Raw genomic sequence first — 25,351 nt, forward strand, 5'->3', positions numbered from 1 at the left:
CATACCCATGTCGACGTGGCGGCCCGGCATTTTGGGCATCGGCATGATTAGCCGATCTCCCCCCTCGTGGGGGAGATGCCCGGCAGGGCAGAGGGGGGCGCAAAGGAACGCAGATCTCGCAGTCCTGCGACGGCAAGAAACCTGCCCGACGCGCGCTATCGCAGTTGATTGAAAGGCTGGCAGGACAGCGCCCCCCTCTGGCCTGCCGGCCATCTCCCCCACGAGGGGGGAGATCAGCAGCGTCACCGTGGCGCGTTGCTGACCGCCCCATAAACCGGCGTATCGATACCCTCCATCCGCGCCTTGATCTGCAGCGCTACATATTTCGAATAAAAGCGCGACAGCGCCAGATTGCCGCCGTGGAACCACAGCGCTTCCTGCGCCGTCGGTTTCCACATGTTGCGCAATTCGCCTTGCCAGGGGCCGGGGTCGCCCTTGACGCCGGAGCCGAGCCCCCAGCACGGGCCGACTTTGTCGGCGACCTCGCGCGAGACGAGTGCGGCCACGTTCTCGTTCATCGACTGGTAGCCGGTGCAGGCGATGATGGCGTCGGCCTTGAGTTCGCTGCCGTCCTCGAACAGTATGCCTTTCGCTGTCAGCGATTTTATCGCGACGCCGCCGCGGATGCCGATCTTGCCGTCGATGATCAGGTCGGACGCGCCGACGTCGATGTAATAGCCCGAGCCGGTGCGGTAGGCCTTTATCAAAAGGCCGGTCTCGTCGTCGCCGAAATCCAGCGCGAAGCCGGACGCGGCGAGACGCTCGTAGAAAGCTGCGTCGCGCGCGCGGATGACGTCGTAAAGCGCGCGCTGGCCCTTGGACACCAGCGCGAACGGCGTCGAGGCGACGATCATGTCGGCCTTTTCCGTGGTGATGCCGCGCGACAGCGCATTCTCGGAGAAGATCTCGAAGCCGACCTGCATCAGCGTGTCCGACTTGACCACGGTGGTCGGCGAGCGCTGGATCATGGTGACGTCGGCGCCGCTCTCCCAGAGATCGACGCAGACGTCGTGCCCGGAACTGGCGGCCCCGATGACGGCTACCTTCTTACCGCGGAATTTCTCGCCGCTGGTATACTGGCTGGAGTGCAGCAGTTCGCCCTTGAATTGGTCCGCGCCGGGCAGCTCGATCTTGCGCGGCGGACCATAGGCGCCGGTGGCGAAGACGATGTGCTTCGGCTTCAGCGTGATGCGCTGGCCGACACGATCGACCACCACGGTCCAGACCTTCTCGGCCTCGTCGTAACTGGCGCTGAGGCACCTGGTGGCGACCCAGTAATTCAGCTCCATGACGCGTGTGTACATTTCCAGCCAGTCGCCCATCTTGTCCTTGGGCGTGAAGACGGGCCAATTGTCGGGGAACGGGATGTAGGGCAGATGGTCGTACCAGACCGGATCGTGCAGCACGAGCGTGCGGTAGCGGTTGCGCCAGGAATCGCCGGGCCGCGCGTTCATCTCGATGACGATGGTCGGCACGCCGAGCTGACGCAGCCGCGCGCCGAGCATGATGCCGCCCTGGCCGCCGCCGATGACCAGGCAATAGGGCTGCTCCGAGACGCCAAGCTCGCGCGCCTCGCGCGCCCGCGCTTCCGACCAGGTCTCGCGTTCGGGATCGGCCTCGTGGCGCACGCCGAGCGGCCGCGCCCCGCCCTTGCGCTCCTCAAACCCTTTCAGCTCGGTCATCGCCGTGAACAGGGTGCGGCAGCGGCCATCGCGCAGCCGCACGATGCCTTGTCCCGTGGCCACCGCCGTTTCGAAGATGAACCAGGCTTCGATCGTGCCTTCATCGGAGGTTGCCTCGCCGGTGAGCTGCCACGCCGCAGGCCTGGTCGTTGCCAGCGTCGACTTCAACATGTCGGCAATGGCCTCGCGGCCTTCCATGGTGGTGACGTTCCAGGTGAAGGTCAGCAGGTCGCGCCAGTAGCAATCGTCGACGAACAGGTTCGCCGCGGCTGACACGTCGCCGGATTCAAGCGCCTGCGAAAAGGAGCCAAGCCATGCGGCCGCCTGTTTGGATGGTGACATTTCGAGCATTTCTTGCCTCTTTCATGCGTCCAATTTGTATATTGGGACGGTAACCGTCGAACTCGGCGCTGCCCCTCATCCGCCTGCCGGCACCTTCTCCCCGTATAGTGACGGGGAGAAGGGACTAGTCTCCCAGCGGCTCCATTTCCTTCCCCGTGCGGTGGATCTGGGCGTTGTATTTGATGCGGCGCACGGTCTCTCGCGCCGGCCCGCCGAGCTTGTAGGCGGAGGCGACCGCCAGGAGGTCGATCATCGCCAGGAAGGCATAGCGCGAGGCGGTCGGCTTCAGCGTGTCGGGATACTCGGGCACGGCAGCCGTCAGCCTGACGTCGCAGGCGCGGGCGAGATCGGTATCGGGCGCCGTCACGCAAACAGCGTTGGCGCGGTAGTGCTTGGCGAGTTCGACGGCCTCGATCACCTCGCGCGTGCGCCCGGTCGCCGAGATGGCGATCACCAGGTCGCCAGGCTTCAGCGTCGAGGCGGTCATGCGCATCAGATAGGGGTCGCATTGGGCGCTGGTCGAGATGCCGTAGCGAAAAAGCCGGTGCTGGGTTTCCTGCGCCAGCGCCGAAGAGCTGCCGCCGAGTCCGAACACGGTGACCTGGCGGGCCCGGGCGATCAGCTCGGCCGCCTTTTCCAGCTCACCCGGATCGAGCTGCCGCTCGGCTTCCCGCAGTGCACGGCGCGCTTCGCCGAACACGGCGTTCCAGAACGGCAGGCCGGTGTCGCCCTCTCTGGCTGGCGACGTGTCCAGATAGAGCGCACCGACGACGAGGCTCTGCGCCAGCTTCAGCTTGAAGTCGCGCACGCCCTCGCAGCCGATGGCGCGGCAGAAGCGGGTCACCGTCGGCTCGCTGACGCCGGCGCGCTGGGCCAGCGCCGCGTTGGAGGCGTCGACGGCGTATTTGACATTATCGAGCACGACATCGGCGACGCGGCGTTCGGCCGGACGCAATTCCGCGTAGGAATCCTTGACGAGCGAGATGATGTCGGGAATGCGCCGGACGGGCTCGCCCCCGGCTTCCTCTTCGTCCACGATCGGATGGCTGGCAGCTTCGGTCATGAAGTCGATCTTCCTTGGCCCGTTTTCGACCCGACCTCTTATCATGTTTGCACGCTGTCGTTCCATGCGCCCGCCACTGTCGCAAGCGACTCGTGCCGCAAGGGCGGCCGCCGGTGAGTGCTTAGTTTCTCACGTGCCACGGCAACTACCGCCGAGTTCCGTGGCGCCCCCCTCTGTCCTGCCGGACATCTCCCCCACGAGGGGGGAGATTGGCAGTTTTGGCGCCGGCTCTTCTTCTCGCAATGTCGAAAATTGGCGAAGACGGTCGTGACAGGCAATCTCCCCACTTGAGGGGGAGATGCCCGGCAGGGCAGAGGGGGGCGCCGTAGAGCGCTGCCGCGCAATGGGCGCGCAAGTGCGCCACCCCTGCCTACCCAATCACCTCCAGCCGCCTCGGCAGCCGGTTCATCGCGACCGGTCCATCCGGCGTGATCAGGAACTGGTCCTCGAGATTGAAACTGGCGAGGCCGTCGATGTAGAGCGGGATCTCGAAGGCCAGCACCATGCCTGGCTCGATCACGACATCGCTGCCGGCGGCGATGAACGGCCATTGTTCGGAAAAGACCGACTGGCCGACGCCGTGGCCGAAATGGCCGCGACGGTAGGAGCGCAGGCCTTGCCGCGCCAGGCTTTCGGTGGCGACGCGATGCACATGGGCAAGCGTGTTCCCAGGGACAAGCTCGGCCAGTCCATCCTCGAAGGCGCGCTCGGCGATGGCATGCAGTTCGGCCTGATCGGCGGAAGGCGGGCCGAAGGTGAAGTTGCGCGACATGTCGGAGGCGTAGCCACCGACCGTGCAGACCATGTCGCACTTCAGCGGATCGCCGGCCACGGCCCTGGCGTCGGCGCCCTTGGCCCTGGCGCCCAGCGTCACATATTCGGCCGTGATGACCGGGTGCGAAAGCCCGGCCGCCGCCGCGGCGACGCCCTGGTGATAGAGCGCGACGAGATCGGCCTGGCGCATGCCGGCCATGGCATCGACCTGCAGCCGCTCCAGCCCCGCTTCGGACAAGAGGATGCCTTGCCGCAGGAGATCGATCTCGCGCTGCGACTTGACCGCGCGCAGCCGGTCCAGCACGGGCGAACCGTCGATGACGGGGCTATTCGGCAGCAGCGCCTGGATGGCAGCAAAATCGGCGGCCGGAATGAAGTCGAGGTCGAGGCCGAGCGTGGCGCGCTCCAGCCCGAAATCGATGAGCATGGCTTGCAACTGGCGCACCGAGCCGGCGAGGTCGAAGGTGGCGGGACTCTCGAAATCCGGCGCGCGGCCGAGCGAGGCCAGGCCGGCCCCGATGCGCTCCGCCAGGGCAAGCTCGGGAGGTTCCGCCTCGACCGGCGCGGATTCGATCCAGATCGGGTGCGAGCGCACGACCATCTCGGGCGCGGCGGTCCGCAGCTGCGCCGCGTTGAAGTCCGCGACCACGACACCAATCGGCAGGTCCTGCCGGGCGGGGATGACGACGAAGCCGGCGCCGGCGCGACGGAACAGGCCGGCCGGGCCGATCGACGCGCCGGTCGCATAATGGAAGGCCTCGGGCGCGCAGAGCACCAGCGCTCCAATGCCGGCGCGTTGCATCAAATCCGTGGCGCGCTGGCGATTGACAAAACCCGTCATGAATTTCTCCGTATGCGCGAACCGGCAACGGAGCATTGCGGGTGCGGACAATCAAGCCGGTTTATGGTGAAGGTGCACGGTCGCTCTGCATTGACGACATTCGAGATTAGCCAAGCGACCCCACCTTTGTCATCCTAGGGCGAAGCAGGAGCGAAGCTCCGTCGCGGAGACCCTGGGATCCATGCCGCGACCTTGGCTGAGGGGGCACAGCGGAGCGGAATTCTGCATCGGAGCGGTGCTCGGATGTCGCGGCATGGATCCTCGGGTCTGCGCCGCGTCGCGCCGCTCCTTGCTCCGCCCGTGGATGACGATTGCTTAATCTTCCCGGTCTTGTGTAGCAAACGCACCAAACAGCCTTCGGCTACTTTTTCAGCAAGAGGGCTTCCCGCACCAGCGACGGCAGACTGCCTAGCCCGATCAAGTCGATAAGCTCGCGTGCTTGGCTGAGGGTGATGCCGGTTTTGTCGACAAGCCAGTTGGCGTGCTTTTCCTTGGCGGCTTGGATCGGCATTTTCGGTTCATCGAGTTCGTTCATGGCAAATGCTCCATGGCGAAAACGAAACGTAACCCTTGTGAAAGTAGCTCGCAAGCCGGCGCAGTGAAATCGTACAAATCAGACAAATCGGCATTGCCGTCCGCCGCCGCCTATTCGGCAGGATCGCCAGAAACAGCGTCGTGGACTTCTGTAACGATGTAGCCTTTCGGCTCGCCGGCCAAATACTGGACGTGAGCGTCAACGACAAAGGTGCTTGTCATCGGGTTTGCATCTCTGGTTATCTGGCCTTTGGTGCGTTTGCTACATAAGACCGGATCTTCCCGCCAATCGCCTAGGCATCTGCCCCTAAATGCAGGCACTCCACCGAAACCAACGGCGAAATCCCCTGCTTGATCGGTTCCAGCTTCGACCTGCCGAGTTTGACGACATCCGGATGGAACATTTCAGGCGCTGTCCGGTTGCTTCCTCAGGAAATCCAAGGGAATACGGCCGTGGTGATCAGCCAGGAAGAACGTGTCGCGCATATCCGGAAACGGGCCCACGAACTCTGGGAACGGGAAGGCCTGATGCCCGACCGTGAGAAGGCCTGCTGGGACAAGGCGGTCGAAGAGTTCGAGTCCGGCAAACTGACCGCCGGACGAAAGCAGGCTGGCGCGGATGCCGCCGGCGACACGGCGGGTGCCAAACACTGACAATGCCGCTGCCTCCAGAAAGCGAAAAAGCCGCGGCGAACCGCGGCTTTTCGATGCTTGATTCCCTGAGAGGAAACTGGAGCGGGTGAAGCGATTCGAACGCTCGACCCCAACCTTGGCAAGGTTGTGCTCTACCCCTGAGCTACACCCGCTCACACGGCGTCTTGGCCGCAAGCCGGGCCTATATGGCTGAAGAGCGCGGCGATTGCAACAGGGAATAACAGGCTTTTTGCAACCTCCCTAACGATGCCGGCAAACCGCTTGCGATGGGCCGATTTCATCGCCCCTTGCGCGACGGCCTTGTGTCGGACGCCTCATTGGCCGTAAACGGCAAGGCCCGAGAAACGGACGAGAAGACGACCAATGTCGAAGACCGAAGCCGAACTGATGACCTTTCTTGCGGAATTGGGCATCGCCGTTTCGACGATACGCCATCCGCCGCTCTACACCGTTGCCGATTCGCAGGCGCTGCGCGGCGAAATCGCCGGCGGACACACCAAGAACCTGTTCCTGAAGGACAAGAAGGACAATTTCTTCCTGGTCACCGTCGGCGAGGACGCGGTCGTCGATCTCAAGCAGATCCACCAACTGATCGGCGCCGCCAGCCGGGTTTCCTTCGGCAAGCCGGAGATGCTGATGGAGCTTTTGGGCGTCACGCCGGGCGCGGTCACCGTCTTCGGCGTCATCAACGACAGGGAAAACAGGGTCAAGCTGGTGCTCGACAAGGATTTGATGGACCATTCCGTCATTAACGCGCATCCGCTGACCAACGAGGCGACGACATCGATCGCGGCGGCCGACCTCATCAGATTCGTCGAGGCAACCGGGCACGATGCTGCTATCTTGAAAGTCTCGGCATGATCGCCACATGGATGGCGAAGCCGATTTCCAATTGAGACATGGCGCCGAGCCGGGCTGGCGGCGCGACCGAAAAGGGTGACGAGATGAGCGACAACAATCCGTTTGGCGGATCATTCGGAAACAATGGCGGCCAGTATGCCACGACGGTGCAGTATGGCGGAACGGCGCCGGCCCCGGCGAAACCCGCGCTTGGCGATGCGCCCGCGGGCCCTGCCGCCGGCGATGTCATCAAGGACACGACGACCGCCGCCTTCGCCGCCGACGTCATCCAGGAATCGCGCCGTCAGCCGGTGCTGGTTGATTTCTGGGCGCCGTGGTGCGGACCTTGCAAGCAGCTCACCCCGCAGCTGGAAAAGGCGGTCAAGGCCGCCGGCGGCAGGGTCAAGCTGGTCAAGATGAACATCGACGACCACCCCTCGATCGCCGGCCAGCTCGGCATCCAGTCGATTCCGGCGGTCATCGCCTTCAAGGACGGCCAGCCGGTCGACGGCTTCATGGGCGCCGTCCCCGAGAGCCAGATCAACGAATTCATCACCAAGGTCGGCGGCAAGGGCAATGGCGCGCCGCCGGTGGCCGAGGCCCTGGCCGCGGCAGCCGAAGCCCGCGATGCCGGCGACATGCAGGCCGCCGCCGACATCTATGACGCCATCCTGGCGCAGGCGCCGGAGACGGTCGAGGCAATTGGCGGGCTGGGCGACCTGTTGTTCGAGGCCGGCGACACCGAGGGTGCCGAGGCGCTCCTGGCAACAGCGCCGGAGGCCAAGAAGGATGCACCGCCGCTGGCTGCCCTGCGCGCCAAGATCGCGCTGGCCGCGCAGGCGGCGGCGTTGGGCAATCCGGCCGAGCTCGAACGGCGCTTGGCCGAAAACCCTAGGGATCATCAGGCGCGTTTCGACCTGGCCATGATCCAGAACGCCAAGGGCGATCGCACGGCAGCCGCCGACAATTTGCTGGCCATCATCAAGGCCGACCGGAGTTGGAACGAGGATGGCGCCAGGACGCAGCTGCTGCAGCTGTTCGAGGCCTGGGGCATGACCGACGAGGCGACGCTTGCGGCGCGCCGCAAATTGTCGGCATTGCTGTTTTCCTGAGCCGGTTGTCGGTTGTTTTGTCGCACGGGCTTGTGGCGTCGGGCCTGAGCGCCAGATAGACAGGGCAGGATTGACGCTTCGCAATGAAGCGATCGGAGGAACGAGGTGCAAGCGGGAAACGCGCATTACCGGCTCGCCAAGGATTTGCCGTCGACGATCCCGATCTTTCCGCTCGAGGGTGCGCTCCTGCTGCCGGGCGGCCGCATGCCGCTCAACATCTTCGAGCCGCGCTACCTGCAGATGGTGGACGAGGCGGTCGCCGGCTCGCGCGTCATCGGCATCATCCAGCCCGGCCTCAATGGCGCATTGCGCGAGGATGGCGAGCCGGAGCTTTGCAATGTCGGCTGCATCGGTCGCATCATCGCCTTTTCAGAGACCGGCGACGGCCGCTACCTGATCTCGTTGCAGGGCGTGTGCCGGTTCCGCATCGCCCACGAGCTGACGGTCAAGACGCCGTTCCGCCAATGCAAGCCGGCGCCCTTCCTCGCTGATCTCGACGAGGAGCAGGCGGCTGATGAGATCGACCGGCCGGCGCTGCTGCGGGCGTTTCGCGCCTATCTGCAGGCCAATGATCTGGAAGCCGACTGGGAAAGCGTCAGCCGCGCCGAAAACGCCATGCTGGTCAACGCGCTGTCGATGATGGCGCCCTACGGACCGGCCGAGAAGCAGGCATTGCTGGAAGCCGCGGACCTGAAAACCAGGGCCGAGACGCTGATCGCCATCACCGAGATGACGCTGGCGCGCGAGAATGAGGATTTTGGTTCGAGCCTGCAGTAAGGTGAACGCAGGCCTGAAGCTGGAAAGGGGACGCAATGGCGGATGGGCGTGACGGAAAGAAAACCAGCGTCGACCCGAAGCTGCTGGAACTCTTGGCCTGCCCGCTGACCAAGGGACCGCTGGCCTGGGACCCCGAACGTGGCGAGCTGGTCTCGCGGATCGCCAAGCTCGCTTATCCCGTGCGCGACGGCATACCGATCATGCTTCCTTCGGAGGCGCGGACCATCTCGGCCGAGGATGTGCTGTCGCCGCCAAAGCTGGGTGGGCCGAGTTGACCGGCGTCATCGAGAGTGTGACCGGACGTTAAGATGACGCTCTACGGCGCCCCCCTCTGTCCTGCCGGACCCGGCCCTTCGCTGTCGCTCCGGGCGTTCGTTATTCGGAAAGCCAAGCAATTGGCTTTCCGTCCGCTTCGCGGACCACTCCTCACCCCCACGAGGGGGGAGATTGGTAGCTTCATTGATGGCGCTTCTCTGCCAGCGTGAAAATTGGCGAAAGCCGAAACAACAGCCGATCTCCCCCCTCGAGGGGGAGATGCCCGGCAGGGCAGAGGGGGGCGCTGTCCCGCCAGCGCTTGATGACGAAGGGCAGGCCTACTGGAAATTGCGCCCTTTGGGCATGACCCTTTCCGCCTCTTCCGACAGCATTGCGAGGTCCTGTCCGACTTTCGGTGTTGCGGGTTGGCTGGAGCGATCCGGGTCATTGGCCTTGGCGGAGCGATCCGAAGGATCGACGGCTGGCGGTGCGGCCGCACTGACCTTTTCCAGGAGCACGGTCAGCCAGGGCGTCAGGTCCTCGATCTTCTCGGCCACGATATGGACGACACCTGATTCCGACTGCAGTTTCCCGCTGACCTTGACGAAGCGCGCGCCCATGACGATGGGCCGGAAGCGGGTAAAAGTTCTTTCCCAGAAGATGACATTGGCGACGGCCTTGTCGTCTTCCAGCGTGAGAAAGATCGCATTGCCCTTGCCGGGGCGCTGGCGCACCAGCACCAGACCGGCAACGGAAACCCGCCTGCCATCGCGCACGGATGGCAGGCTGGCATTGGGGGTAACGCCGGCGCGGTCGAGCCGCTCGCGCAGGAAAGCGACCGGATGCGCCTTCAGCGACAGGCCGAGCGAACGGTAGTCGTGGATGACATGCTCGCCGAGCGGCATTTTCGGTAGCTTCGTCTCGGGCTCCAACTCGCGCAGGCCGAGCGCCGGCTGGTCGAACAGCGGCAGCTTCTCGGCGGCACTCTTGCCGTCGAGCGCGCGGACCTGCCAAAGTGCCGCGCGGCGATCGAGACCGATGGACCGAAAGGCGTCGGCCTGCGCCAGCTTCTCGATCTCGTCGACATTGAGGCCGGAACGCAGCCAGACATCCCGGACGGTCGAGTAGCCGGCGCCGCGCCGCTCGACGAAAGCCTCCAGGCGTTCCTTGGAAAGTCCCTTGATCTGCCTGAAGCCGAGCCGCAGCGCATGGCTTGTCTGGATGACACCGCGCATGTCGGCATGGCGCGGCAGGATGCGGGCCGGGTCGAAAGGCGCCTTTTCCAAAGTGCAGTCCCAGACGGAAAAATTGACGTCGACCTCGCGGATGTCGACGCCATGGTCGCGGGCGTCGCGCACCAGCTGCGCCGGCTGGTAAAACCCCATCGGCTGCGAGTTCAGGATCGCGGCGCAGAACACGTCGGGATAGAAGGTCTTGAACCAGCAGGAGGCGTAGACGAGCAGCGCGAAGGAGGCGGCGTGGCTTTCGGGAAAGCCATATTCGCCGAAACCCTCGATCTGCTTGAAGCAGCGCTCGGCGAAGTCCTTTTCGTAGCCTCGGCCTGTCATGCCGTCGATCATGCGCTGGCGATAATTGCCGATGGTGCCGGTGCGCTTGAAGGTGGCCATGGCGCGGCGCAGTTCATCGGCCTCGCCCGGCCTGAAGCCGCCGGCGACGATGGCGATCTTCATCGCCTGCTCCTGGAACAGCGGCACGCCCAGTGTCTTGCCGAGTATTTCTTCCAGCTCCGGCTTGGGATATTCGGCTTTTTCCTTGCCTTGCCGGCGGCGCAGATAGGGATGCACCATGTCGCCCTGGATCGGGCCGGGGCGTACGATCGCCACCTCGATGACGAGGTCGTAGAATTCGCGTGGCTCAAGGCGCGGCAGCATCGACATCTGCGCGCGCGATTCGATCTGGAAGACGCCGAGCGTATCGGCACGGCAGATCATGTCGTAGACACGAGGGTCCTCCTTGGCGATCGTATCCAGGGTCAATGGCCTGCCATAGTCGTCCCTCACGCCGTATTGGGTTTCGAGCAAGGTGAAAGCACGCTGGAGGCAGGTCAGCATGCCGAGCGCCAGGATATCCACCTTGAGGATTTTCACCGCGTCGAGATCGTCCTTGTCCCATTCGACCATCTTGCGCTCGTCCATCGCCGTCTTGACGATGGGCACGATCTCGTCGAGCCGGTCCCTGGTGATGACGAAGCCGCCGACATGCTGGGAGAGATGACGGGGGAAGCCCATGATCTCGTTGGCGCGTTCCATCACATGCCGCGATATGGGATCGCTGCGGTCGAGGCCGCCGGCCCTCGCCTCCTTCTCGCCGAGTTCCGAGGTCGACCAGCCCCAGATCGAGCCGGAAAGGGATGCCCGGACATCCTCCGACAGGCCCATCGCCTTCGACACTTCGCGCAGCGCCGAACGGCCGCGATAACTGATGACGGCGGCGGCAAGCGCCGTGCGCTTGGAGCTGTATTTCGTATAGATATACTGCATCACCTCTTCGCGCCGCTCATGCTCGAAATCGACATCGATATCCGGTGGCTCGTTGCGTTCCTCGGAGATGAAACGCTCGAAGAGCGTGTCGATCTTGTCCGGTCCCACCTCGGTGATGCCGATGCAGAAGCAGATGATCGAATTGGCGGCGGAACCACGGCCCTGACAGAGAATGCCTTCACCGCGCGCGAATTTGACGATGTCATGGACGGTCAGGAAATAGCGGGCGTAATTCAGCCGCTCGATCAAGGCGAGTTCTTCCTGAATGCGTTTTATGACGCTGGAGGGGACGCCGCCCGGGAAGCGCCGGGCCGCTCCCTCCCGGGCCAGCCGCTCCAACTCCGCCTGCGGCCCGAGTCCCGATTCCGTCGGCTCGTCCGGATAATTGTACTGGAGGTCGCCGAGCGAGAAGGTCAGTTCTTGCGCAAAACACAGCGTCTCCGCCAGCGCCTGCGGATGCCTCCGGAACAAGCGCGCCATTTCCAGCGGCGGCTTCAAATGGCGTTCGGCATTGGCGGTCAGTTCCAGCCCCACCTCGGCGACCGGAACATTGAGGCGGATCGCGGTCAGCACGTCCTGCAGCGGGCGGCGTTCGGCCGTGTGATAGAGCACATCGTTGGTCGCCATCAGCGGGATGCCGGCACTCTCTGCAAACGCCGCCGCCTGCTCGATCCTGAAGCGATCACGGCCGGCATAACAGGGCGACACACCGAGCCGCAGGGCCCTGCCGAAGCGGTCCTGGAGTTGGCGGAGCAAAGCCAGGCTGTCCTGCGCGCCCTGCTCCAGATCGGGCAGGACCGCCAGCGACGTCCGGTCCCCCCATTCGAGCAGGTCGTCGCGCCGGAGCAGGGTGGCGCCCTTTTCGGTCTCGTCACGCAGATTGGCCTGGGTGAGCATGCGGCACAGATGCCCCCAGCCCTTGCGGTCCCTGGGATAGGCGAGAATGTCCGGCGTGCCGTCGCCAAAAACCAGCCGGCAGCCGGGATGATAGGCAAGCTTTTCGACCTTGGCCTGCTGCCAGGCGCGCACCACGCCGGCCACGCTGTTGCGGTCGGCGAGCCCGATCGCGGAGAAGCCCATGAGCTTGGCCGCGACCACGAGTTCTTCCGGCTTGGAGGCGCCGCGCAGGAAGGAGAAGTTCGACTGGATGCCGAATTCGGCATAGGGGATGACGGTCAGCGCGTTCATGCGAAGACCCCGTGCATGAACCAGCGCGGCGGGATCTGCGAGACGCCGCCGTAAAGGCCTTGCCGGTAGAGCCAGTAGCGGCGGCCATCGGCATCCTCGATGCGGAAATAGTCGCGTGTCGATGCCGCCGGATCGCCTGGCGCCTCGCGCCACCATTCGGCGGCGATGCGCTCCGGACCCTCGGCACGGGTAACGCGATAAAGCGCGCGGCGCCAACGGAAATGCAGCGGCGGTCCCTCCGGCATTTCGGTGGCCGGCACATCGATGGGCTCGGGCGCGCGGAACAGCCGGATCGGCCGTTCCGGCGGGAAAATGGTCATCGGCGCCTGCATCCTGTCCGGCTTCCTCGGCGGCGTGGTCCGGCGCGGGGCCTCGCTGAACGGGACGATGGCGACGGCGCGTTCGGGCAGATGGCTTTCCACGGGAACCGGCTGCAGAACCGCGCCCTCGCCGAGGCGGGCGCGGATACGGTCGGCGAACAGGGCGATGTCGGCGCCGTCATCGGCCGCTTCGCCGGTCAGATCGGTCTGCTGCGAGTCGAAAGCAGCGACGGCCAGCACCGAGAGGCGCAACAGGTCGAAGCCATAGCCGGCGTCGATATGCTGCTCGAGTGCTGCCAGCCGCTCATGGAACAATTTCCGGATCAGCAAGGGTTCGCGCATCGGCCGCGAGGTGCCGAGCGCGATGCGGCTGACGGCGCCATCGACGCGAAAGAGCAGCAGCGCCAGCGTCCGGGCGCCTTCGCCGCGGCGTTCGAGGTCGGTCTTCAAGGTCGTCGCCAGCATGCCCACCAGCCGCTCTATCTCTTCCGTCAGCGTGACGGGCTCGGCGAGATGGCGCTCGACCGAAAGCGGCGCGACGGGAAGGCGCGGCGAGATCGCTTCGTCGAGACGGCCAAGCGCCTGGTCGAGGCGCTGGAGCAGCAAAGCGCCGAAGCGGCGGGCGAGCGGCGCGCGCGGCGCGGCCATGACGGCGCCCGCCGTGCGCAGCCCGACACTTTCCAGGCTGGCCCGGGTTTCCGGCGCTATGCGAAGGGCCGCCAGCGGCAAGGGAGCAAGCAAGGCTTCCTCCCCGCCCGATAGAATGATGCGGTCGCCGCAAAAGCGTGCCGCCGCCCAGGCCGCCCCGGGCGTGCCGGCAAGCCCGGCGCGGACGTCGAAACCCTGGTGGAGGAAGCGCGACAGGATTTCGTCCAGCATGGCGCGTTCGCCGCCGAACAGATGGGTGCAACCGGTGACGTCGAGGAACAGGCCGTCGATGCTGTCCAGCGCCACCAGCGGCGTGTAGCGGTCGCACCAGTCGGCAAGGCCCTCGAGCAGGCGCCTGTCGGCCTCCGGATCGGCTTCGACGATGTCGATCGACGGATGCATGGCGCGCGCATCGGCAATCCCCATGTCGCGCTTCAGGTGCAGCGCCTCAGCCCGCTCGTCGAGGGCCGAGATGCGCTGCGCGTTGCCCTGGCGGTGGCTGATCACGAGCGGTGGGTGAGATGGCGACGGATGATCCGACGGCCGGGAACGCCAGGATTTCCCCAGCCGCTGCCGCAGGATCCTTTCGGTCGCGAGATAGGGAAACCACAGAGACAGGATTCTCTGCCCATTCGCTGCCTTCACCGTGTCTTTCGTCGCCCCTTCTTTCATCGAATCTGCGTTCATCGGGGTTCCACTCCAGTGTGAATTGTCCAGGCAGAGCCGTGCGGCTCTTGCCGATGCTGATGGTGAAGGCGGGGTGGCCGATCGAACCGGCGAGCGGCCCGGCGACCGTGGCGCGCGGCACGGCCGGCGCCGACGCGGCGATCAGACGGACAGGCGCCGCCGTCGGTTCGGGCTCGGCCGCCTGCCGCAGCAGGAACACCGGCCGGCCGGCAGCTTGCGCCCTTGCGTGCAGCCGGCGTGTCGCGGTCAGGTCCAGCCGCTGCGGATTGCCGCGGATTTCCAGGATGACGGCGGCAAGCGCGGTCATGCGGGCGGCCTCCTCGGAGACCCACAGCGCATCGACAAGCCTGGGCGCCTCGGAAAACAGCAATTGCCCGGGCTCGATGCCGAAGCCGGCATGCAGCCCCCTGGCGTAGGGAAAGCCGGCCTCGTGGAAAATTTCCGATGTCCCGATCCACAGGATGGGCAGCCCCTGCGCCTGGTTGAGGATCAGGCTGACGAGCGACAGAGCGAAGCCGGCCACGGCTCCCGCGTCGCGGGTTTCCAGCCCATGGATTTCGGTCAGGGCGGCTTTCGGCAGGCCGCCGCTGAGCGCGGCATCGAGCCGCTCGATGCCGATGGGCAGGAAAGCGTCCGGCAAAGCCGCGGCAAGCCCGCGCCGGACGATCGTCAGATCGCTGCCGGCGCGGGCATCAAGGGTCGTCGCCGCCGGCGCCTGCAGGCGCTCGGGCAGCGTTCCCTCGATTTTCGCGATCTGGCGGCGCAGGGTAAAAACAGTCTCCCGCGCCACGGCGGTCATCGCCATGACGGTCAGCTTCCACTCACAATTGTTCCTGTTATGTTCCCTAGGATTCCAGAGCGGTCCGGAAGAGTCAAGCGGAGTCATAAGGAATTTATTCCTGCGCGTATCGACACACGAGTCCGACATGTCCGCACGTCACCATGGGGTCGTCATCCCTGGGCGAAGCAGCCGCGCAGCGGCGTCGCGGAGACCCTGGGATCCATGCCGCGACCTTGGCCGTGAAGTGCAGCGGAGCAAAATTCTGCACCCGTGGCAGCGCACCGGAGTCCCGGCATGGATTCCGGGGTCTGCGCCGCGTCGCTGCGCTCCCTGCTCCGCCCCAGAATGACGAAGTGACGGGCGTTTCCTCGCCAATCGCCAACGTATTCGTCAATGAGACGGCGTCACACTTCCGAGGATCAACGCTGGCCGCCAAAGGCCAGCCGTGCGGCAAGCCCCGTGAATACGGTTCCCAGCAGAATTTGCGACGCCCGTTGGAACCGCGTCCGTTTCGACAAGGCAGCGCCGATCCGGCTCGCGGTCAGGATGACCAGGCCATTGATCATCAGTCCGATCAAATTGAGCACGGTCGCCAGCACCAGGATCTGCGCCGCGACCGACCCAGCCTCGGGACGCACGAACTGCGGGAAGAGCGCGAGCACGAACAGTGCCATTTTCGGGTTGAGCAGGTTGGTCAGCAATCCCTGTCGGAAGATGCGTGCCCGCGAATAGCGCGGCAGGCCGGAAACCGGTGCAAATGCCGTTCCCTCGGCGCGGAAGGCCTTGAAGGCGAGATAGGCGAGGTAGGCCGCGCCGGCATAGCGCACGATGTCGTAGGCGATGGGCGCGACCAGGAAGAGTTGCGACAGGCCGAAGGCGGCGGCCAATGCATGACAATAGGTGCCAGAGGCGATGCCGGCATAGGTCGCCAGGCCCGAGGAGCGCCCCTGGCTGGCACTACGGGAAGCGATCAACAGCATGTCCGGCCCCGGCGTCGCGGTCAGCGCGAGACAGGCAATCGCGAAAAGTCCAAGTGTGGAAAGGTCCGGCATGAAAGCTCCTTGAGACATGGCCGGAACCGACCCCTACGCGATTCCCCGGCATTGGCAAAGGCACTGGACCAGAAATTGCCACGCCATTTGCCTGGGCCAGCGCGAAAGCCTATATGCCGGGATCAAAGGACAAAGCATGGCCCGCATCTACAAGACTCGCAGCTGGCATGGCGAACTTGCGCCCTCGATGGAGGAATTGGAGTTCCTGGCGCTGGAGGCCTACGCCCATCTGCCGGAGGATTTTCGCAAGTTGACCGGCGAGATCGTCATCCAGATCGCCGAATTCCCGACCGACGAGATCATGGACGATTTGTCGCTGGAGACGCCGTTCGACCTGCTCGGCCTGTTCGAGGGGCGCGGCATCGCCGAACGCTGGAACCCGCAAACCGGCGAAGGCCCGAACCGCATCACCCTCTATCGCCGCGCCATGCTCGACTACTGGGCCGAAAACGAGGAATCGTTGGGCGACATCGTCACCCACGTGCTGATCCACGAGATCGGCCACCATTTCGGCCTGTCGGACGATGACATGGAGCGAATCGAAGAGGCGGCTGAGTAGCACTCAAATGACGGAAGCAGAGTTTGCCGATCGGATCGACTGCAATTGGCCCTATCGCGACATTTTGCTGAGTCGCGACCTGATTGAAACGGCCATCGGGATTTCACCGAATGCCGCATTCCTTGCACTCGATGAGCTTTGCCGTCCGCCCGCAAGTGCTGCCGTCGAGCCCGCCACCCTCACGGCGTTGGTTGATTTTTTGCTGGCCAAATTCGACCATCCGCTGGCACCGATGATCGCGGACTGCGCTTTATGCAAGATCAGGCGCAAGACACTGCCGGTTCCAGAAGTCCTCGCCAAGATGGATACCGTCTCCGCCTATCCAGGCCTTCATGCGGCGCTATCGATCCTTTACTTCGGCTGCGATGACGCTGACGGTTTCGCAGACGCAAAACTTAACAGCATTACAGCGGCCTGGGAAACCGTAGCGGCTCCCAATCGCTGAGATGGGTGTCCGGCCCCTATTCCCGACCGACGAGATCATGGACGATTTGTCGCTGGAGACCCCGTTCGGCCTGCTCGGCCTGTTCGAGGGGCGCGGCATCGCCGAACGCTGGAACCCGCAGACCGGCGAAGGCCCGAACCGCATCACCCTCTATCGCCGCGCCATGCTCGACTACTGGGCCGAAAACGAGGAATCGTTGGGCGACATCGTCACCCACGTGCTGATCCACGAGATCGGCCACCATTTCGGCCTGTCGGACGATGACATGGAGCGAATCGAAGAGGCGGCTGAGTAGGCTGAAGGGAGGGAGGGGCCTCCCCCTACCAGTCGCTGAGCTTGGTATCCGGCCCGTATTCCTGGCCGTCGACATCCTTCACCACGGCCTGGCCGCAACGCATGGTCTTGGTTTTCTTGTCATAGGCGTAGGTCGGCGAGCCGAACAGGTGCCAGCCCTTGTTCAGCGCCGCCGTCACCTTGTGACAGAAACTGGCGTCGTCCGGAGCGGTGAGAAAGCGGTAGAGTTTCATCGTCCAAATTTCCTGTCGTGTATCCCAAGCCGACGAATATCATGCGCCGATGGCGGCAGCCTTCGCCAGCAGTTTTTCGGCCTGAGCCAGGTGCAGCCGCTCGACCATCCTGCCATTCAGCGCGATGACGCCCTTGCCGCTGTTTTGCGCCAGCGCGAAGGCATCCTTCACCGCGCGCGCCTCGGCCAGCGCCTGCGCCGACGGGGCGAAGGCATGGTTGGCGGCCTCGATCTGCGATGGATGGATCAGCGTCTTGCCATCAAAGCCCATGGCGGCGGCCTGCGTGCACTCGCGCGCAAACGCGTCCGGGTCGCGAAAATCGTTGAACACCCCGTCGAGCATGTCGATGCCGCCGGCGCGCGCCGCCAGCAGCATCTGCATCAGCCATGGCAGGAGATAGGCGCGGTCCGGCGTCGCCAGCACGCCTGTATCCTTGATCAGGTCATTCGTTCCGGCAATGAAACAATCCAGCCGCGAGGCGGGGTCGCGGCCGAGTTCGGCGATGGCGCCGATGTTGAGCATGGCCTTGGGGGTCTCGATCATCGCCCATAGTTTCACACTATCGGGAGCAAGATTGTCGTCCAGCACGTCGCCGACCTCAAGCACGTCGCGCGGCGTGTCGACCTTGGGCAGCAGGATGCCGTCCGGCTCCGCCTTGGCCACGGCCGCAAGATCCTCGGTGCCCCATTCGCTGGACAGCGCATTGACGCGCACCACCATCTCGCAGCGCCGGCCATTGTGGCCGGCATCAGGACGGTTGGCGAAAATGCCGGCCAGTTTTTCGCGCGCGGCGATCTTGTCGGCGGGAGCGACGGCGTCCTCGAGGTCGATGATGACGGCGTCGCAGGCAAGCCGCGCGATCTTGGCCAGCGCCTTGTCGCTGGAGGCCGGGACATAGAGCACGGAGCGGCGCGGGCGGTAGGTTTCCATGTCCGATCTATGCCGCGTGTGGTTGGTCGAAGCAAGCACGTGCTGCAATCGCTTCGGCGAGCCATACGATTGTGCCGGACGCAAGCCAACCGTCGAAGGCGGCGCTGACGTTCGGAGGGGCGGGTGACTCGACCCCTGCACGAAAACTGCACGCGATTGCCGAAAACCTCCTCGAATCCGCCCTGCGGCCTCCCTGCCAGCCTGCGAGACAGGCGGCATGCACAAGCAAGCAAAACCCCGTCTGCCCCATCGGCTGCGCAGCGAAGGCTGGTGGCTGGTCGATCCGCCACGCGCGAAGCCCGCCGCAATTGTCATCCCCTTTTTGCGCCCGTATCGTGCTGGAAAATCCAGAATGGCTGCTGTCCGCCAATCTTCCGACGTTATCCCTAGCGCTTGATGCCTGCTGTTTCATCGATTTCGCAACGCTGATCGCCAATTACAATGTCGAGCACTCCCCTCGAAATGACCGGCCAGGGCATTCCCCTCGACGCCTGGTATCCGCGCTCGCTCGGTCCGGGCGCGTTTCCCGGGCTGGAAAACTGGCGGAGCTGGAGTTTTCGCGACTGGCGCCTGCTTCGCTATCTCGACAGCAGGCGGCCGATCGTTACTCCTGGCATCGCAGAACCTGTGCCGGGCCGCTGACCGATGCCGCATCACATCCTCGTCGCCGACGACGACCCGCATATCCGCGAAGTGATCTGCTTCGCGCTGGAAAAGGCCGGCATGAAGACGGCTGCCGTGTCCGATGGCGCCGCCGCCCTGCAGGCGATCGAACGGCGCACGCCCGACCTTGTCGTGCTCGACATCGGCATGCCGGAGATGGACGGGCTGGAGGTCTGCCGGCGGCTGCGGCAGCGATCAGACGTGCCGGTGCTGTTCCTGTCCGCGCGCGACGAGGAGATCGACCGCATCCTCGGGCTCGAAATGGGCGGCGACGACTATGTCACCAAACCGTTCAGCCCGCGCGAACTGGTCGCCCGGGTCAACGTCATCCTGCGGCGCGCCCGCCCGGCAGCACCCGAACCGGCCGACGACAGGCAATTTATCCACGGCAAGCTCACGCTGGTGCCGGCCAGCCATGGCGCCGGCTTCGACGGCAGGCCGCTGGCCCTGACCGGAATAGAATTCTCGATCCTGAAAGGGTTTCTGGCGCGGCCCACCCATGTGCTCGATCGCGACGCGGTGATGGCCAATGCCTATGCCGGCAAGATCCATGTCGCCGACCGCACCGTCGACAGCCATATCCGCAACATCCGCGCCAAGCTGGCGGCGGTCGGGTGCCAGGATGCCATCGAGACCGTGCATGGCGTCGGTTTCCGGCTCGGCCGATGCGGCTGACCACTTCCAGAAAATGGATGGGCAGCAAGTGGATCGGCCGCAAATGGCGGCCGCGCCTCGCCACGGTCGTCGTCGCCATCCTGATGCTGGTGATGGCCCTGCCGCTGGTCGGCCTGTTCTTCTTTCGCCTCTATGAGAACCAGCTGATCCGCCAGACCGAGGCGGAGCTGATCGCGCAAGGGGCGGCCATCGCCGCCATCTATGCGCAGGAGGTGCACGACGGCGGCATTTCGCCGGAAAAGCTCGGCGCGCCAATCCCGCCGGCCAACGGCAGCGCGAGCCGAGGCGCCAATCCCGATTCGCCTTATCGGCCGATCGAGCCGCAGCTCGATCTCGCCTCGGATTACGTGCTTGCGACCCGGCCGGCGGGGATGCCGGCCATGGCCGATCCCGCTTTTGCCGCTATCGGGGCGCGCCTGTCGGGTATTCTCGATGCGACGCAGAAAACCACGCTGGCCGGCTTCCGGCTGCTCGATCCCACAGGCGTCGTCATTGCCGGGCGCGACGAGGTCGGGCAGTCGCTTGCCGGGGTCGAGGAGGTGCGTGAGGCGCTCGCCGGGCGCTATGCCAGCGCGCTCAGGCTACGCATCCCCAACCAGCCGGCGCCGCCGCTCTATTCTGTCAGCCGCGGCACCAGGGTGCGCGTCTTCGTCGCCCTGCCGGTTGCCGTCGACGGCAAGGTCGCCGGCGTGGTCTATGTCTCGCGGACGCCCAACAACATCATAAAACATCTCTATGGCGAACGCGGCAAGGTGACAGCGGCGGCGATCGCCATCCTCGGCGGGACGCTGCTCATCGGCCTCGTCTTCCTGCGCACCGTTAGCCGGCCGATCTATGCGCTCATCGACCGCACCCAGCGCATTGCCGCCGGCGAGCGCGACGCGATCCGGCCGCTCGACCACCATGGCACGCGCGAAATGGCGGAGCTTTCCGCCGCTTTCCTCGACATGGCCGAAAAACTGCAGGCGCGCTCGGACTCGATCCAGACCTTCGCCACCCATGTCTCGCATGAACTCAAATCGCCGCTGACGGCGATCCAGGGCGCGGCCGAACTGCTGCGCGATTCAGGCAGCGCGATGGACGATGGCGAGCGGCGGCGCTTCTCCGACAATATCGTCACCGATGCCGGGCGGCTCAATTTGCTGGTCCGCCGCCTGCTCGACCTGGCGCGGGCCGAAAACCTCGCACCCAGCGGCGAAAGCACCTCGGTCGGTGCGGCGCTGGCGCTGCTTCCCGTCGACAACAGGCTGGCGATTCGCATCGAGGCCGGCGGCGATCTGGCTTTGCGCATCTCGGCCGAGAACGGAGCAATCGTGCTTGGCAATCTCATCGACAACTCGGCCAGGCATGGCGCGACGCAAGTTTCGATTATTGCCGCAAGCGCCGGCGGCAAGGCGACGGTTCTGGTCAGCGACGATGGCGCCGGCATTTCGCCAAGCAATCGGGCGCGCATCTTCGAGCCATTCTTCACCACGCGCCGCTCTACCGGCGGCACCGGCATGGGCCTCGGCATCGTGCTGGCCCTCCTGAAAGCGCATGATGGTACGATCCGGCTGGTTGACTCCGAGCGCGGCACGCGCTTCGAGATCACTTTGCCGGTCGCGTAGATTGCGGACGGCGGATCGGAGGAAAAAGTGCGCTACGACATCGTCATCATCGGCGGAGCCATCGTCGGCTCCTCGGTCGCCTACTATCTGCGCGAGGAGGGTTTTTCTGGCTCGATCGCGCTGATCGAGCGCGACCCGCAATTCGCCCATGCGGCGACGACGCTATCCATGGCCTCGATCCGCCAGCAATTCTCGATTCCGGAAAACATCCGCCTGTCGCAATTCACGCTGAAACTGTTCCGGCGGCTGAAGGAAGAATTCGGCGCGGACGCCGATATCGGTTTTCGCGAAGGCGGCTATCTCATCCTTGCCGGCGAGGCCGGGCTGCCGATCCTAAGGGCCAATCACGCGGCGCAGGTCGCCGAGGGCGCCGACATCCTGCTAGAGGACGCCGACCAGCTGACGCGCCGCTTCCCCTGGCTGTCGACCGAAGGCATCACCGCCGGCGCCTATGGCCGGACAGGCGAAGGCTGGTTCGACGCCCATGCCATGCTGATGCTGTTCCGCAAGGCGCTGCGGCAGAAGAAGATCGACTTCATCAGCGCTTCGGTCACCGGCATCGAGCGGCAAGGTGACCGCGTCACCGGCGTGAGCCTCGACAATGGCGATCGGCTTGAGGCCGGCACCGTCATCAACGCCTCCGGACCGAATGCCGGCAAGGTCGCCGCCCTTGCCGGACTGATGCTGCCGGTCGAGCCGCGCAAGCGCAACGTCTTCGTCTTCGAGGCGCGCGAGAAATATGCCGACATGCCACTGCTGGTCGATCCCTCCGGAATCTATGTCAGGCCGGAAGGCCAGGTCTACCTCACCGGCGGCGCCGAGCCGGAAGAGGGTGACGGCCCGGCCGACCCCGGGGATTTCGACGTCGACTGGCCGCTCTTCGAAGAGGCGATCTGGCCGGTGCTGGCGACCCGCATCCCGGCCTTCGAGGCGATCAAGCCGACGCGCGCCTGGGCCGGTCACTACGACTACAACACGCTCGACCAGAACGCGGTGATCGGCCCGCATCCCGAGGTCACGAATTTCCTGTTCGCCAACGGGTTCTCCGGCCACGGCCTGCAGCAGGCGCCTGCGGTCGGCAAGGCGCTGGCCGAGTTTTTGGTGCATGGTGGGTATCGGACGATCGACTGCTCTGCGTTCGGGTATTCGCGGGTGGCGGAGGGAAGGGCGTTCCGGGAATTGAATGTGATTTGAGGGCTGGGCGGGCATGCCTCTCCCTTCTCCCACAAGAAGGGGAGAAGGGAAGCCGCGTCTACGCCATCATCGCGTCAACCTTGAGCGCATTGCCCGCGGCCACCGCCAGTCTTCCGGCCTCGACATGCGCCTGCAGCCAGGCCAGCACCCGCGCCCACCCCTCTGCATGTTCGGCCGCCGCCTCGTGCAGCCCGGCGAAGCCGCCATGGCAGATGGTGAGGCGCGTGCCCCTGGCAATCGGTTCCAGCAGCCAGGCGACCGTGGTTTGCCGCCGGCCAAGCGTGGGATGGTCCCATGCATAGGCTCGCGTCTGCACGATCCGGCGCGGCACCTCGATCTCGAGGAATTCACCGCTCGCCGGCAGGTCCGTGCCGTCGGCCGTGCGGACAATAACGTTCCAACGGCCGCCGACGCGCAGGTCGGCCGACCAGTCGACCATCCGGTAGGTGTCGGCTGACCCCCACCATTGCTCGACTTCCTTGCCGACCAGCGCCTCGAAGAGGCGTTCCGGCGGTGCTTCCATTTCGGCGGACGCCATGACGGTGTCGCCGTTGGTCATGCTCCGCACCCTGAGAGCGTGCATCATGGATATCTCCACATCAAATTCGTTTCGCAGTCGAAACGAGCCTTCAGTTTTTTGACGGCGGGCGTTCGAACCCCTGGCCGGTCTCGAGCAGGCTCTTCAGGCTGGCCAGCACCAGCGGCCAGCCCTTGGCGACATTGCCGATCAGCCTGTGCGGCCCGTCCGCTTCATGGGTGACGGCGAGCTTCATCAGTTCGCCGTCCTGCTCGATGGTGAAGGTGCAGCGTGTGTAGCCGTCTTCCCTGACCTCGGGCATCCATTCATTACGCCATTTTATGACCAGGCGCCGCGGCGGGTCGATTTCGAGGATCTCGCCGCTGTCGGCAACGCGCCCGTCCGGGAAGATCAGCTTCCAGCTGGAGCCCACTTTCCACTCGCTCTCCTGATAGGAGCAGAGGAAAAACTGCCGGTTGAACTCCGGGTCGGTCAACGCTTCCCAGAGCTTTTCGGCCGTGGTTCGGATATAGGTCACATAAACGAAACTGTTGCTCATCAGTCTTCCCTTTCGAGGCGTCTCTTCAGGTCGCTGAGGGCGGTCAGCCGCCCCCGCTCGAATTTGCCGATCCAGCGTTCGGCGATCTCGTTGATCGGAACCGGGTTGAGATAGTGCTCTTTCTCGCGTCCCTTGCGGATGGTGGTGACGAGGTTTGCTTCCTCCAGGATCGCCAGGTGCTTGGTCACCGCCTGGCGGGTCATGGCCATCTCAGCGCACAGCGCATTCAGCGTCTGCCCGTTCCTGGCATGGAGGCTGTCCAGCAATTGCCGGCGTGTCGGGTCCGCCAGGGCGCGAAAGACTGCATCCATGCTCATGCCTCTAATATGCAACCATTTGGTTGCATGTCAAGCGATAAGATCGCGCGCCGTTGCCGGCCGTAGGCGGCAACAGGAGAAGAAATCAGCGCTTGCGGGAGATCCAGAAGGCGTCGGGCATGCGCTGCATGCCGATGCGTTCGTAGAAGCCGACAGCGTCGGGCACCGAAATCAGGCTGATGGCGACCGACGGTCCGAGCTGCCGGGCCACCTCGTCCATCAGCCCCTTGCCGATGCCCAGGCCTTGCGCCTTGGCCGAGACGGCGAGATCGGAGATGTAGCAGACCCAGGAAAAGTCGGTCAGGCAGCGGGCGACGCCAATCAGCGGCGCGGCTTCCATGTCGAGACGGGCGGTCACGATCAGGTTGGCGCCCTCCAGCATCGCCTTCAGCCTTGCCTCGTCATCGACGGGCCTGACCTCGCCGAGACCGGATTCCACCAGCACGCGGCGGAATTCGGGAATGCCGAGCGCCGGTTCGCGCGCGTAGAGGACATGGGAGTCTTCTGCCATGGCGACCAGACTGCACCATCGGGCGGCGAATTCGAAGCTGTTTTGTGCGGCACCTTCGTGCCGGCGCGCGCAAACAGTTGCCTTTTATTTGCCCGCGGCTTTGTGTAAACCGGGCCTCAGAAAATCCCCCGCAACGAAAAACACGGGCCAAAGCCATGGAAAAATTCACCAAGCTCACCGGCGTCGCCGCTCCCATGCCGATCGTCAATGTCGACACCGACATGATCATCCCGAAGGATTATCTCAAGACGATCAAGCGCACCGGGCTTGGCACGGGCCTGTTCGCCGAAATGCGCTACAATGACGACGGTTCGGAAAATCGGGATTTCGTGCTCAACAAGCCGGCCTACCGCAAGGCGCAGATTCTCGTCGCCGGCGACAATTTCGGCTGCGGCTCGAGCCGGGAGCACGCGCCGTGGGCGCTGCTCGATTTCGGCATACGCTGCGTCATCTCGACCTCGTTTGCCGACATCTTCTACAACAACTGCTTCAAGAACGGCGTGCTGCCGATCACCGTCAGCCCCGAGGATCTGGAGAAGCTGATGGATGACGCTTCGCGCGGCTCCAACGCCACTCTGTCGGTCGATCTCGAAGCCAAGGAAATTCGCGGTCCGGACGGCGGCGTGGTCAAATTCGATCTCGACGATTTCAAGCGGCACTGCCTGCTCAACGGGCTCGACGATATCGGCCTGACCATGGAAAAGGCCGGCGCCATCGCCTCGTTCGAGAAGAAGAACGCCGAACTGCGCCCCTGGGCTTGAGCGGCGAATAGACCGGTCCTTTCGGGCCGAGCGGC

The 25,351-nt window shown here is 64.7% G+C and carries 26 protein-coding genes, 1 tRNA gene and 1 pseudogene; 13 read left to right on the forward strand and 15 right to left on the reverse strand.

The window, feature by feature from the left end; all coding sequences use genetic code 11:
- Nucleotides 1-242: 242 nt before the first annotated feature.
- The 4 genes from LB536_RS16425 to LB536_RS16440 all read right to left on the reverse strand — a co-directional run bounded on the left by LB536_RS16425 (nucleotide 243) and on the right by LB536_RS16440 (nucleotide 5,237).
- Nucleotides 243-2,033 (reverse strand): NAD(P)/FAD-dependent oxidoreductase, encoded by a 1,791-nt coding sequence (locus LB536_RS16425; protein WP_224594394.1) that lies wholly within the window; start codon nucleotides 2,031-2,033, stop codon nucleotides 243-245.
- A 115-nt stretch (nucleotides 2,034-2,148) separates the two neighbouring features.
- Nucleotides 2,149-3,087, reverse strand: coding sequence for a MurR/RpiR family transcriptional regulator (locus LB536_RS16430; protein ID WP_224594397.1), 939 nt, complete (start codon nucleotides 3,085-3,087; stop codon nucleotides 2,149-2,151).
- Between the two features lie 370 nt (nucleotides 3,088-3,457).
- On the reverse strand, nucleotides 3,458-4,702 hold the full coding sequence (locus LB536_RS16435) for a M24 family metallopeptidase (protein ID WP_224594400.1): 1,245 nt from the start codon (nucleotides 4,700-4,702) through the stop codon (nucleotides 3,458-3,460).
- A gap of 361 nt (nucleotides 4,703-5,063) precedes the next feature.
- Entirely contained in the window at nucleotides 5,064-5,237 is a 174-nt protein-coding gene (locus LB536_RS16440) for a hypothetical protein (RefSeq protein ID WP_224594403.1), read from the reverse strand.
- A 350-nt stretch (nucleotides 5,238-5,587) separates the two neighbouring features.
- On the opposite strand from LB536_RS16440, the gene LB536_RS16445 reads away from it, so the two are divergent.
- Nucleotides 5,588-5,890: a DUF2934 domain-containing protein gene (locus tag LB536_RS16445; protein ID WP_224594406.1), complete on the forward strand. Its 303-nt coding sequence runs from the start codon at nucleotides 5,588-5,590 to the stop codon at nucleotides 5,888-5,890.
- A 77-nt stretch (nucleotides 5,891-5,967) separates the two neighbouring features.
- On the opposite strand, the gene LB536_RS16450 is transcribed toward LB536_RS16445, so the two are convergent.
- A tRNA-Gly gene (locus LB536_RS16450) sits at nucleotides 5,968-6,042 on the reverse strand.
- A 211-nt stretch (nucleotides 6,043-6,253) separates the two neighbouring features.
- Between LB536_RS16450 and LB536_RS16455 the strand changes: the two genes are divergently transcribed.
- The 4 genes from LB536_RS16455 (at nucleotide 6,254) to LB536_RS16470 (ending at nucleotide 8,894) form a co-directional block, all read left to right on the forward strand.
- A complete protein-coding gene (locus tag LB536_RS16455) occupies nucleotides 6,254-6,751 on the forward strand; it encodes a prolyl-tRNA synthetase associated domain-containing protein (protein ID WP_224594410.1) in 498 nt (165 codons plus the stop codon).
- Between the two features lie 83 nt (nucleotides 6,752-6,834).
- Entirely contained in the window at nucleotides 6,835-7,842 is a 1,008-nt protein-coding gene (gene trxA, locus LB536_RS16460; RefSeq protein WP_224594412.1) for a thioredoxin, read from the forward strand.
- Between the two features lie 105 nt (nucleotides 7,843-7,947).
- Entirely contained in the window at nucleotides 7,948-8,619 is a 672-nt protein-coding gene (locus LB536_RS16465) for an LON peptidase substrate-binding domain-containing protein (protein WP_140813458.1), read from the forward strand.
- 35 nt (nucleotides 8,620-8,654) lie between these two features.
- Complete coding sequence (locus tag LB536_RS16470; protein WP_208698771.1) at nucleotides 8,655-8,894, forward strand: Trm112 family protein; 240 nt, start codon at nucleotides 8,655-8,657, stop codon at nucleotides 8,892-8,894.
- Between the two features lie 318 nt (nucleotides 8,895-9,212).
- Here the strand turns inward: LB536_RS16470 and LB536_RS16475 are convergent, their stop codons facing one another.
- The 4 genes from LB536_RS16475 to LB536_RS16490 all read right to left on the reverse strand — a co-directional run bounded on the left by LB536_RS16475 (nucleotide 9,213) and on the right by LB536_RS16490 (nucleotide 16,051).
- On the reverse strand, nucleotides 9,213-12,563 hold the full coding sequence (locus LB536_RS16475; RefSeq protein WP_224594414.1) for an error-prone DNA polymerase: 3,351 nt from the start codon (nucleotides 12,561-12,563) through the stop codon (nucleotides 9,213-9,215).
- Complete coding sequence (locus tag LB536_RS16480) at nucleotides 12,560-14,038, reverse strand: DUF6504 family protein (protein ID WP_224594415.1); 1,479 nt, start codon at nucleotides 14,036-14,038, stop codon at nucleotides 12,560-12,562. Before LB536_RS16480 ends, LB536_RS16475 begins: the two co-directional genes overlap by 4 nt.
- On the reverse strand, nucleotides 13,980-15,023 hold the full coding sequence (locus tag LB536_RS16485) for an ImuA family protein (RefSeq protein WP_224594417.1): 1,044 nt from the start codon (nucleotides 15,021-15,023) through the stop codon (nucleotides 13,980-13,982). The genes LB536_RS16480 and LB536_RS16485 overlap by 59 nt, the downstream gene beginning before the upstream one ends.
- 395 nt (nucleotides 15,024-15,418) lie before the next feature.
- Nucleotides 15,419-16,051 (reverse strand): LysE family translocator, encoded by a 633-nt coding sequence (locus LB536_RS16490; RefSeq protein ID WP_140813453.1) that lies wholly within the window; start codon nucleotides 16,049-16,051, stop codon nucleotides 15,419-15,421.
- A 136-nt stretch (nucleotides 16,052-16,187) separates the two neighbouring features.
- Here LB536_RS16490 and LB536_RS16495 point away from each other — a divergent pair, with 136 nt between their 5' ends.
- The 3 genes and pseudogenes from LB536_RS16495 to LB536_RS16505 all read left to right on the forward strand — a co-directional run.
- Nucleotides 16,188-16,610, forward strand: coding sequence for a metallopeptidase family protein (locus tag LB536_RS16495; RefSeq protein WP_224594420.1), 423 nt, complete (start codon nucleotides 16,188-16,190; stop codon nucleotides 16,608-16,610).
- 7 nt (nucleotides 16,611-16,617) lie between these two features.
- Nucleotides 16,618-17,055 carry a hypothetical protein gene (locus LB536_RS16500; RefSeq protein ID WP_224594422.1) on the forward strand — a complete coding sequence of 146 codons (438 nt, stop codon included), beginning with the start codon at nucleotides 16,618-16,620 and terminating at the stop codon, nucleotides 17,053-17,055.
- Between the two features lie 19 nt (nucleotides 17,056-17,074).
- Nucleotides 17,075-17,350: pseudogene (locus LB536_RS16505) on the forward strand (metallopeptidase family protein); the annotation flags it as partial.
- 25 nt (nucleotides 17,351-17,375) lie between these two features.
- On the opposite strand, the gene LB536_RS16510 reads toward LB536_RS16505, so the two are convergent.
- Both LB536_RS16510 and LB536_RS16515 read right to left on the reverse strand, forming a co-directional pair.
- Complete coding sequence (locus tag LB536_RS16510) at nucleotides 17,376-17,582, reverse strand: DUF1737 domain-containing protein (RefSeq protein WP_015314987.1); 207 nt, start codon at nucleotides 17,580-17,582, stop codon at nucleotides 17,376-17,378.
- Between the two features lie 39 nt (nucleotides 17,583-17,621).
- Nucleotides 17,622-18,512, reverse strand: coding sequence for an HpcH/HpaI aldolase/citrate lyase family protein (locus LB536_RS16515; RefSeq protein WP_140762404.1), 891 nt, complete (start codon nucleotides 18,510-18,512; stop codon nucleotides 17,622-17,624).
- A 441-nt stretch (nucleotides 18,513-18,953) separates the two neighbouring features.
- On the opposite strand from LB536_RS16515, the gene LB536_RS31230 reads away from it, so the two are divergent.
- From LB536_RS31230 to LB536_RS16535, 4 genes are read left to right on the forward strand one after another with little or no spacing between them, the layout of a single operon-like run.
- Nucleotides 18,954-19,154, forward strand: coding sequence for a hypothetical protein (locus LB536_RS31230; RefSeq protein ID WP_318013010.1), 201 nt, complete (start codon nucleotides 18,954-18,956; stop codon nucleotides 19,152-19,154).
- Between the two features lie 3 nt (nucleotides 19,155-19,157).
- The gene (locus LB536_RS16525) at nucleotides 19,158-19,850 is read left to right on the forward strand and encodes a response regulator transcription factor (protein WP_224594424.1); all 693 of its coding nucleotides are present in this window, start codon (nucleotides 19,158-19,160) and stop codon (nucleotides 19,848-19,850) included.
- The gene (locus LB536_RS16530; RefSeq protein WP_224594429.1) at nucleotides 19,841-21,457 is read left to right on the forward strand and encodes an ATP-binding protein; all 1,617 of its coding nucleotides are present in this window, start codon (nucleotides 19,841-19,843) and stop codon (nucleotides 21,455-21,457) included. The genes LB536_RS16525 and LB536_RS16530 overlap by 10 nt, the downstream gene beginning before the upstream one ends.
- Nucleotides 21,458-21,484: 27 nt before the next feature.
- Nucleotides 21,485-22,651: an NAD(P)/FAD-dependent oxidoreductase gene (locus LB536_RS16535; protein ID WP_224594432.1), complete on the forward strand. Its 1,167-nt coding sequence runs from the start codon at nucleotides 21,485-21,487 to the stop codon at nucleotides 22,649-22,651.
- Between the two features lie 58 nt (nucleotides 22,652-22,709).
- On the opposite strand, the gene LB536_RS16540 is transcribed toward LB536_RS16535, so the two are convergent.
- The 4 genes from LB536_RS16540 to LB536_RS16555 form a co-directional block, all read right to left on the reverse strand.
- Nucleotides 22,710-23,237, reverse strand: a complete 528-nt coding sequence (locus LB536_RS16540; protein WP_224594439.1) for an SRPBCC domain-containing protein — start codon at nucleotides 23,235-23,237, stop codon at nucleotides 22,710-22,712.
- A gap of 43 nt (nucleotides 23,238-23,280) precedes the next feature.
- Nucleotides 23,281-23,727 (reverse strand): SRPBCC family protein, encoded by a 447-nt coding sequence (locus LB536_RS16545; protein WP_140813443.1) that lies wholly within the window; start codon nucleotides 23,725-23,727, stop codon nucleotides 23,281-23,283.
- A complete protein-coding gene (locus tag LB536_RS16550) occupies nucleotides 23,727-24,044 on the reverse strand; it encodes an ArsR/SmtB family transcription factor (protein WP_224594441.1) in 318 nt (105 codons plus the stop codon). The genes LB536_RS16545 and LB536_RS16550 overlap by 1 nt, the downstream gene beginning before the upstream one ends.
- An 85-nt stretch (nucleotides 24,045-24,129) precedes the next feature.
- Nucleotides 24,130-24,555 (reverse strand): GNAT family N-acetyltransferase, encoded by a 426-nt coding sequence (locus LB536_RS16555; protein ID WP_140813441.1) that lies wholly within the window; start codon nucleotides 24,553-24,555, stop codon nucleotides 24,130-24,132.
- Between the two features lie 155 nt (nucleotides 24,556-24,710).
- Between LB536_RS16555 and leuD the strand changes: the two genes are divergently transcribed.
- Nucleotides 24,711-25,316 carry a 3-isopropylmalate dehydratase small subunit gene (leuD, locus tag LB536_RS16560; protein WP_140813440.1) on the forward strand — a complete coding sequence of 202 codons (606 nt, stop codon included), beginning with the start codon at nucleotides 24,711-24,713 and terminating at the stop codon, nucleotides 25,314-25,316.
- Nucleotides 25,317-25,351: the final 35 nt, after the last annotated feature.

This window comes from Mesorhizobium sp. ES1-3 (assembly GCF_020164795.1).
Taxonomy (GTDB): domain Bacteria; phylum Pseudomonadota; class Alphaproteobacteria; order Rhizobiales; family Rhizobiaceae; genus Mesorhizobium.

Coding starts and splice junctions, on each gene's coding strand:
- LB536_RS16530 (WP_224594429.1), top strand. CDS start 19,841: ATGCGGCTGACCACTTCCAGAAAATGGATGGGCAGCAAGTGGATCGGC.
- trxA (WP_224594412.1), top strand. CDS start 6,835: ATGAGCGACAACAATCCGTTTGGCGGATCATTCGGAAACAATGGCGGC.
- LB536_RS16515 (WP_140762404.1), bottom strand. CDS start 18,512: ATGGAAACCTACCGCCCGCGCCGCTCCGTGCTCTATGTCCCGGCCTCC.
- LB536_RS16545 (WP_140813443.1), bottom strand. CDS start 23,727: ATGAGCAACAGTTTCGTTTATGTGACCTATATCCGAACCACGGCCGAA.
- LB536_RS16550 (WP_224594441.1), bottom strand. CDS start 24,044: ATGAGCATGGATGCAGTCTTTCGCGCCCTGGCGGACCCGACACGCCGG.
- LB536_RS16540 (WP_224594439.1), bottom strand. CDS start 23,237: ATGATGCACGCTCTCAGGGTGCGGAGCATGACCAACGGCGACACCGTC.
- LB536_RS16430 (WP_224594397.1), bottom strand. CDS start 3,087: ATGACCGAAGCTGCCAGCCATCCGATCGTGGACGAAGAGGAAGCCGGG.
- leuD (WP_140813440.1), top strand. CDS start 24,711: ATGGAAAAATTCACCAAGCTCACCGGCGTCGCCGCTCCCATGCCGATC.
- LB536_RS31230 (WP_318013010.1), top strand. CDS start 18,954: ATGTCGAGCACTCCCCTCGAAATGACCGGCCAGGGCATTCCCCTCGAC.
- LB536_RS16440 (WP_224594403.1), bottom strand. CDS start 5,237: ATGAACGAACTCGATGAACCGAAAATGCCGATCCAAGCCGCCAAGGAA.
- LB536_RS16500 (WP_224594422.1), top strand. CDS start 16,618: ATGACGGAAGCAGAGTTTGCCGATCGGATCGACTGCAATTGGCCCTAT.
- LB536_RS16425 (WP_224594394.1), bottom strand. CDS start 2,033: ATGCTCGAAATGTCACCATCCAAACAGGCGGCCGCATGGCTTGGCTCC.
- LB536_RS16470 (WP_208698771.1), top strand. CDS start 8,655: ATGGCGGATGGGCGTGACGGAAAGAAAACCAGCGTCGACCCGAAGCTG.
- LB536_RS16485 (WP_224594417.1), bottom strand. CDS start 15,023: ATGGCGATGACCGCCGTGGCGCGGGAGACTGTTTTTACCCTGCGCCGC.
- LB536_RS16455 (WP_224594410.1), top strand. CDS start 6,254: ATGTCGAAGACCGAAGCCGAACTGATGACCTTTCTTGCGGAATTGGGC.
- LB536_RS16490 (WP_140813453.1), bottom strand. CDS start 16,051: ATGCCGGACCTTTCCACACTTGGACTTTTCGCGATTGCCTGTCTCGCG.
- LB536_RS16510 (WP_015314987.1), bottom strand. CDS start 17,582: ATGAAACTCTACCGCTTTCTCACCGCTCCGGACGACGCCAGTTTCTGT.
- LB536_RS16555 (WP_140813441.1), bottom strand. CDS start 24,555: ATGGCAGAAGACTCCCATGTCCTCTACGCGCGCGAACCGGCGCTCGGC.
- LB536_RS16495 (WP_224594420.1), top strand. CDS start 16,188: ATGGCCCGCATCTACAAGACTCGCAGCTGGCATGGCGAACTTGCGCCC.
- LB536_RS16435 (WP_224594400.1), bottom strand. CDS start 4,702: ATGACGGGTTTTGTCAATCGCCAGCGCGCCACGGATTTGATGCAACGC.
- LB536_RS16475 (WP_224594414.1), bottom strand. CDS start 12,563: ATGAACGCGCTGACCGTCATCCCCTATGCCGAATTCGGCATCCAGTCG.
- LB536_RS16525 (WP_224594424.1), top strand. CDS start 19,158: ATGCCGCATCACATCCTCGTCGCCGACGACGACCCGCATATCCGCGAA.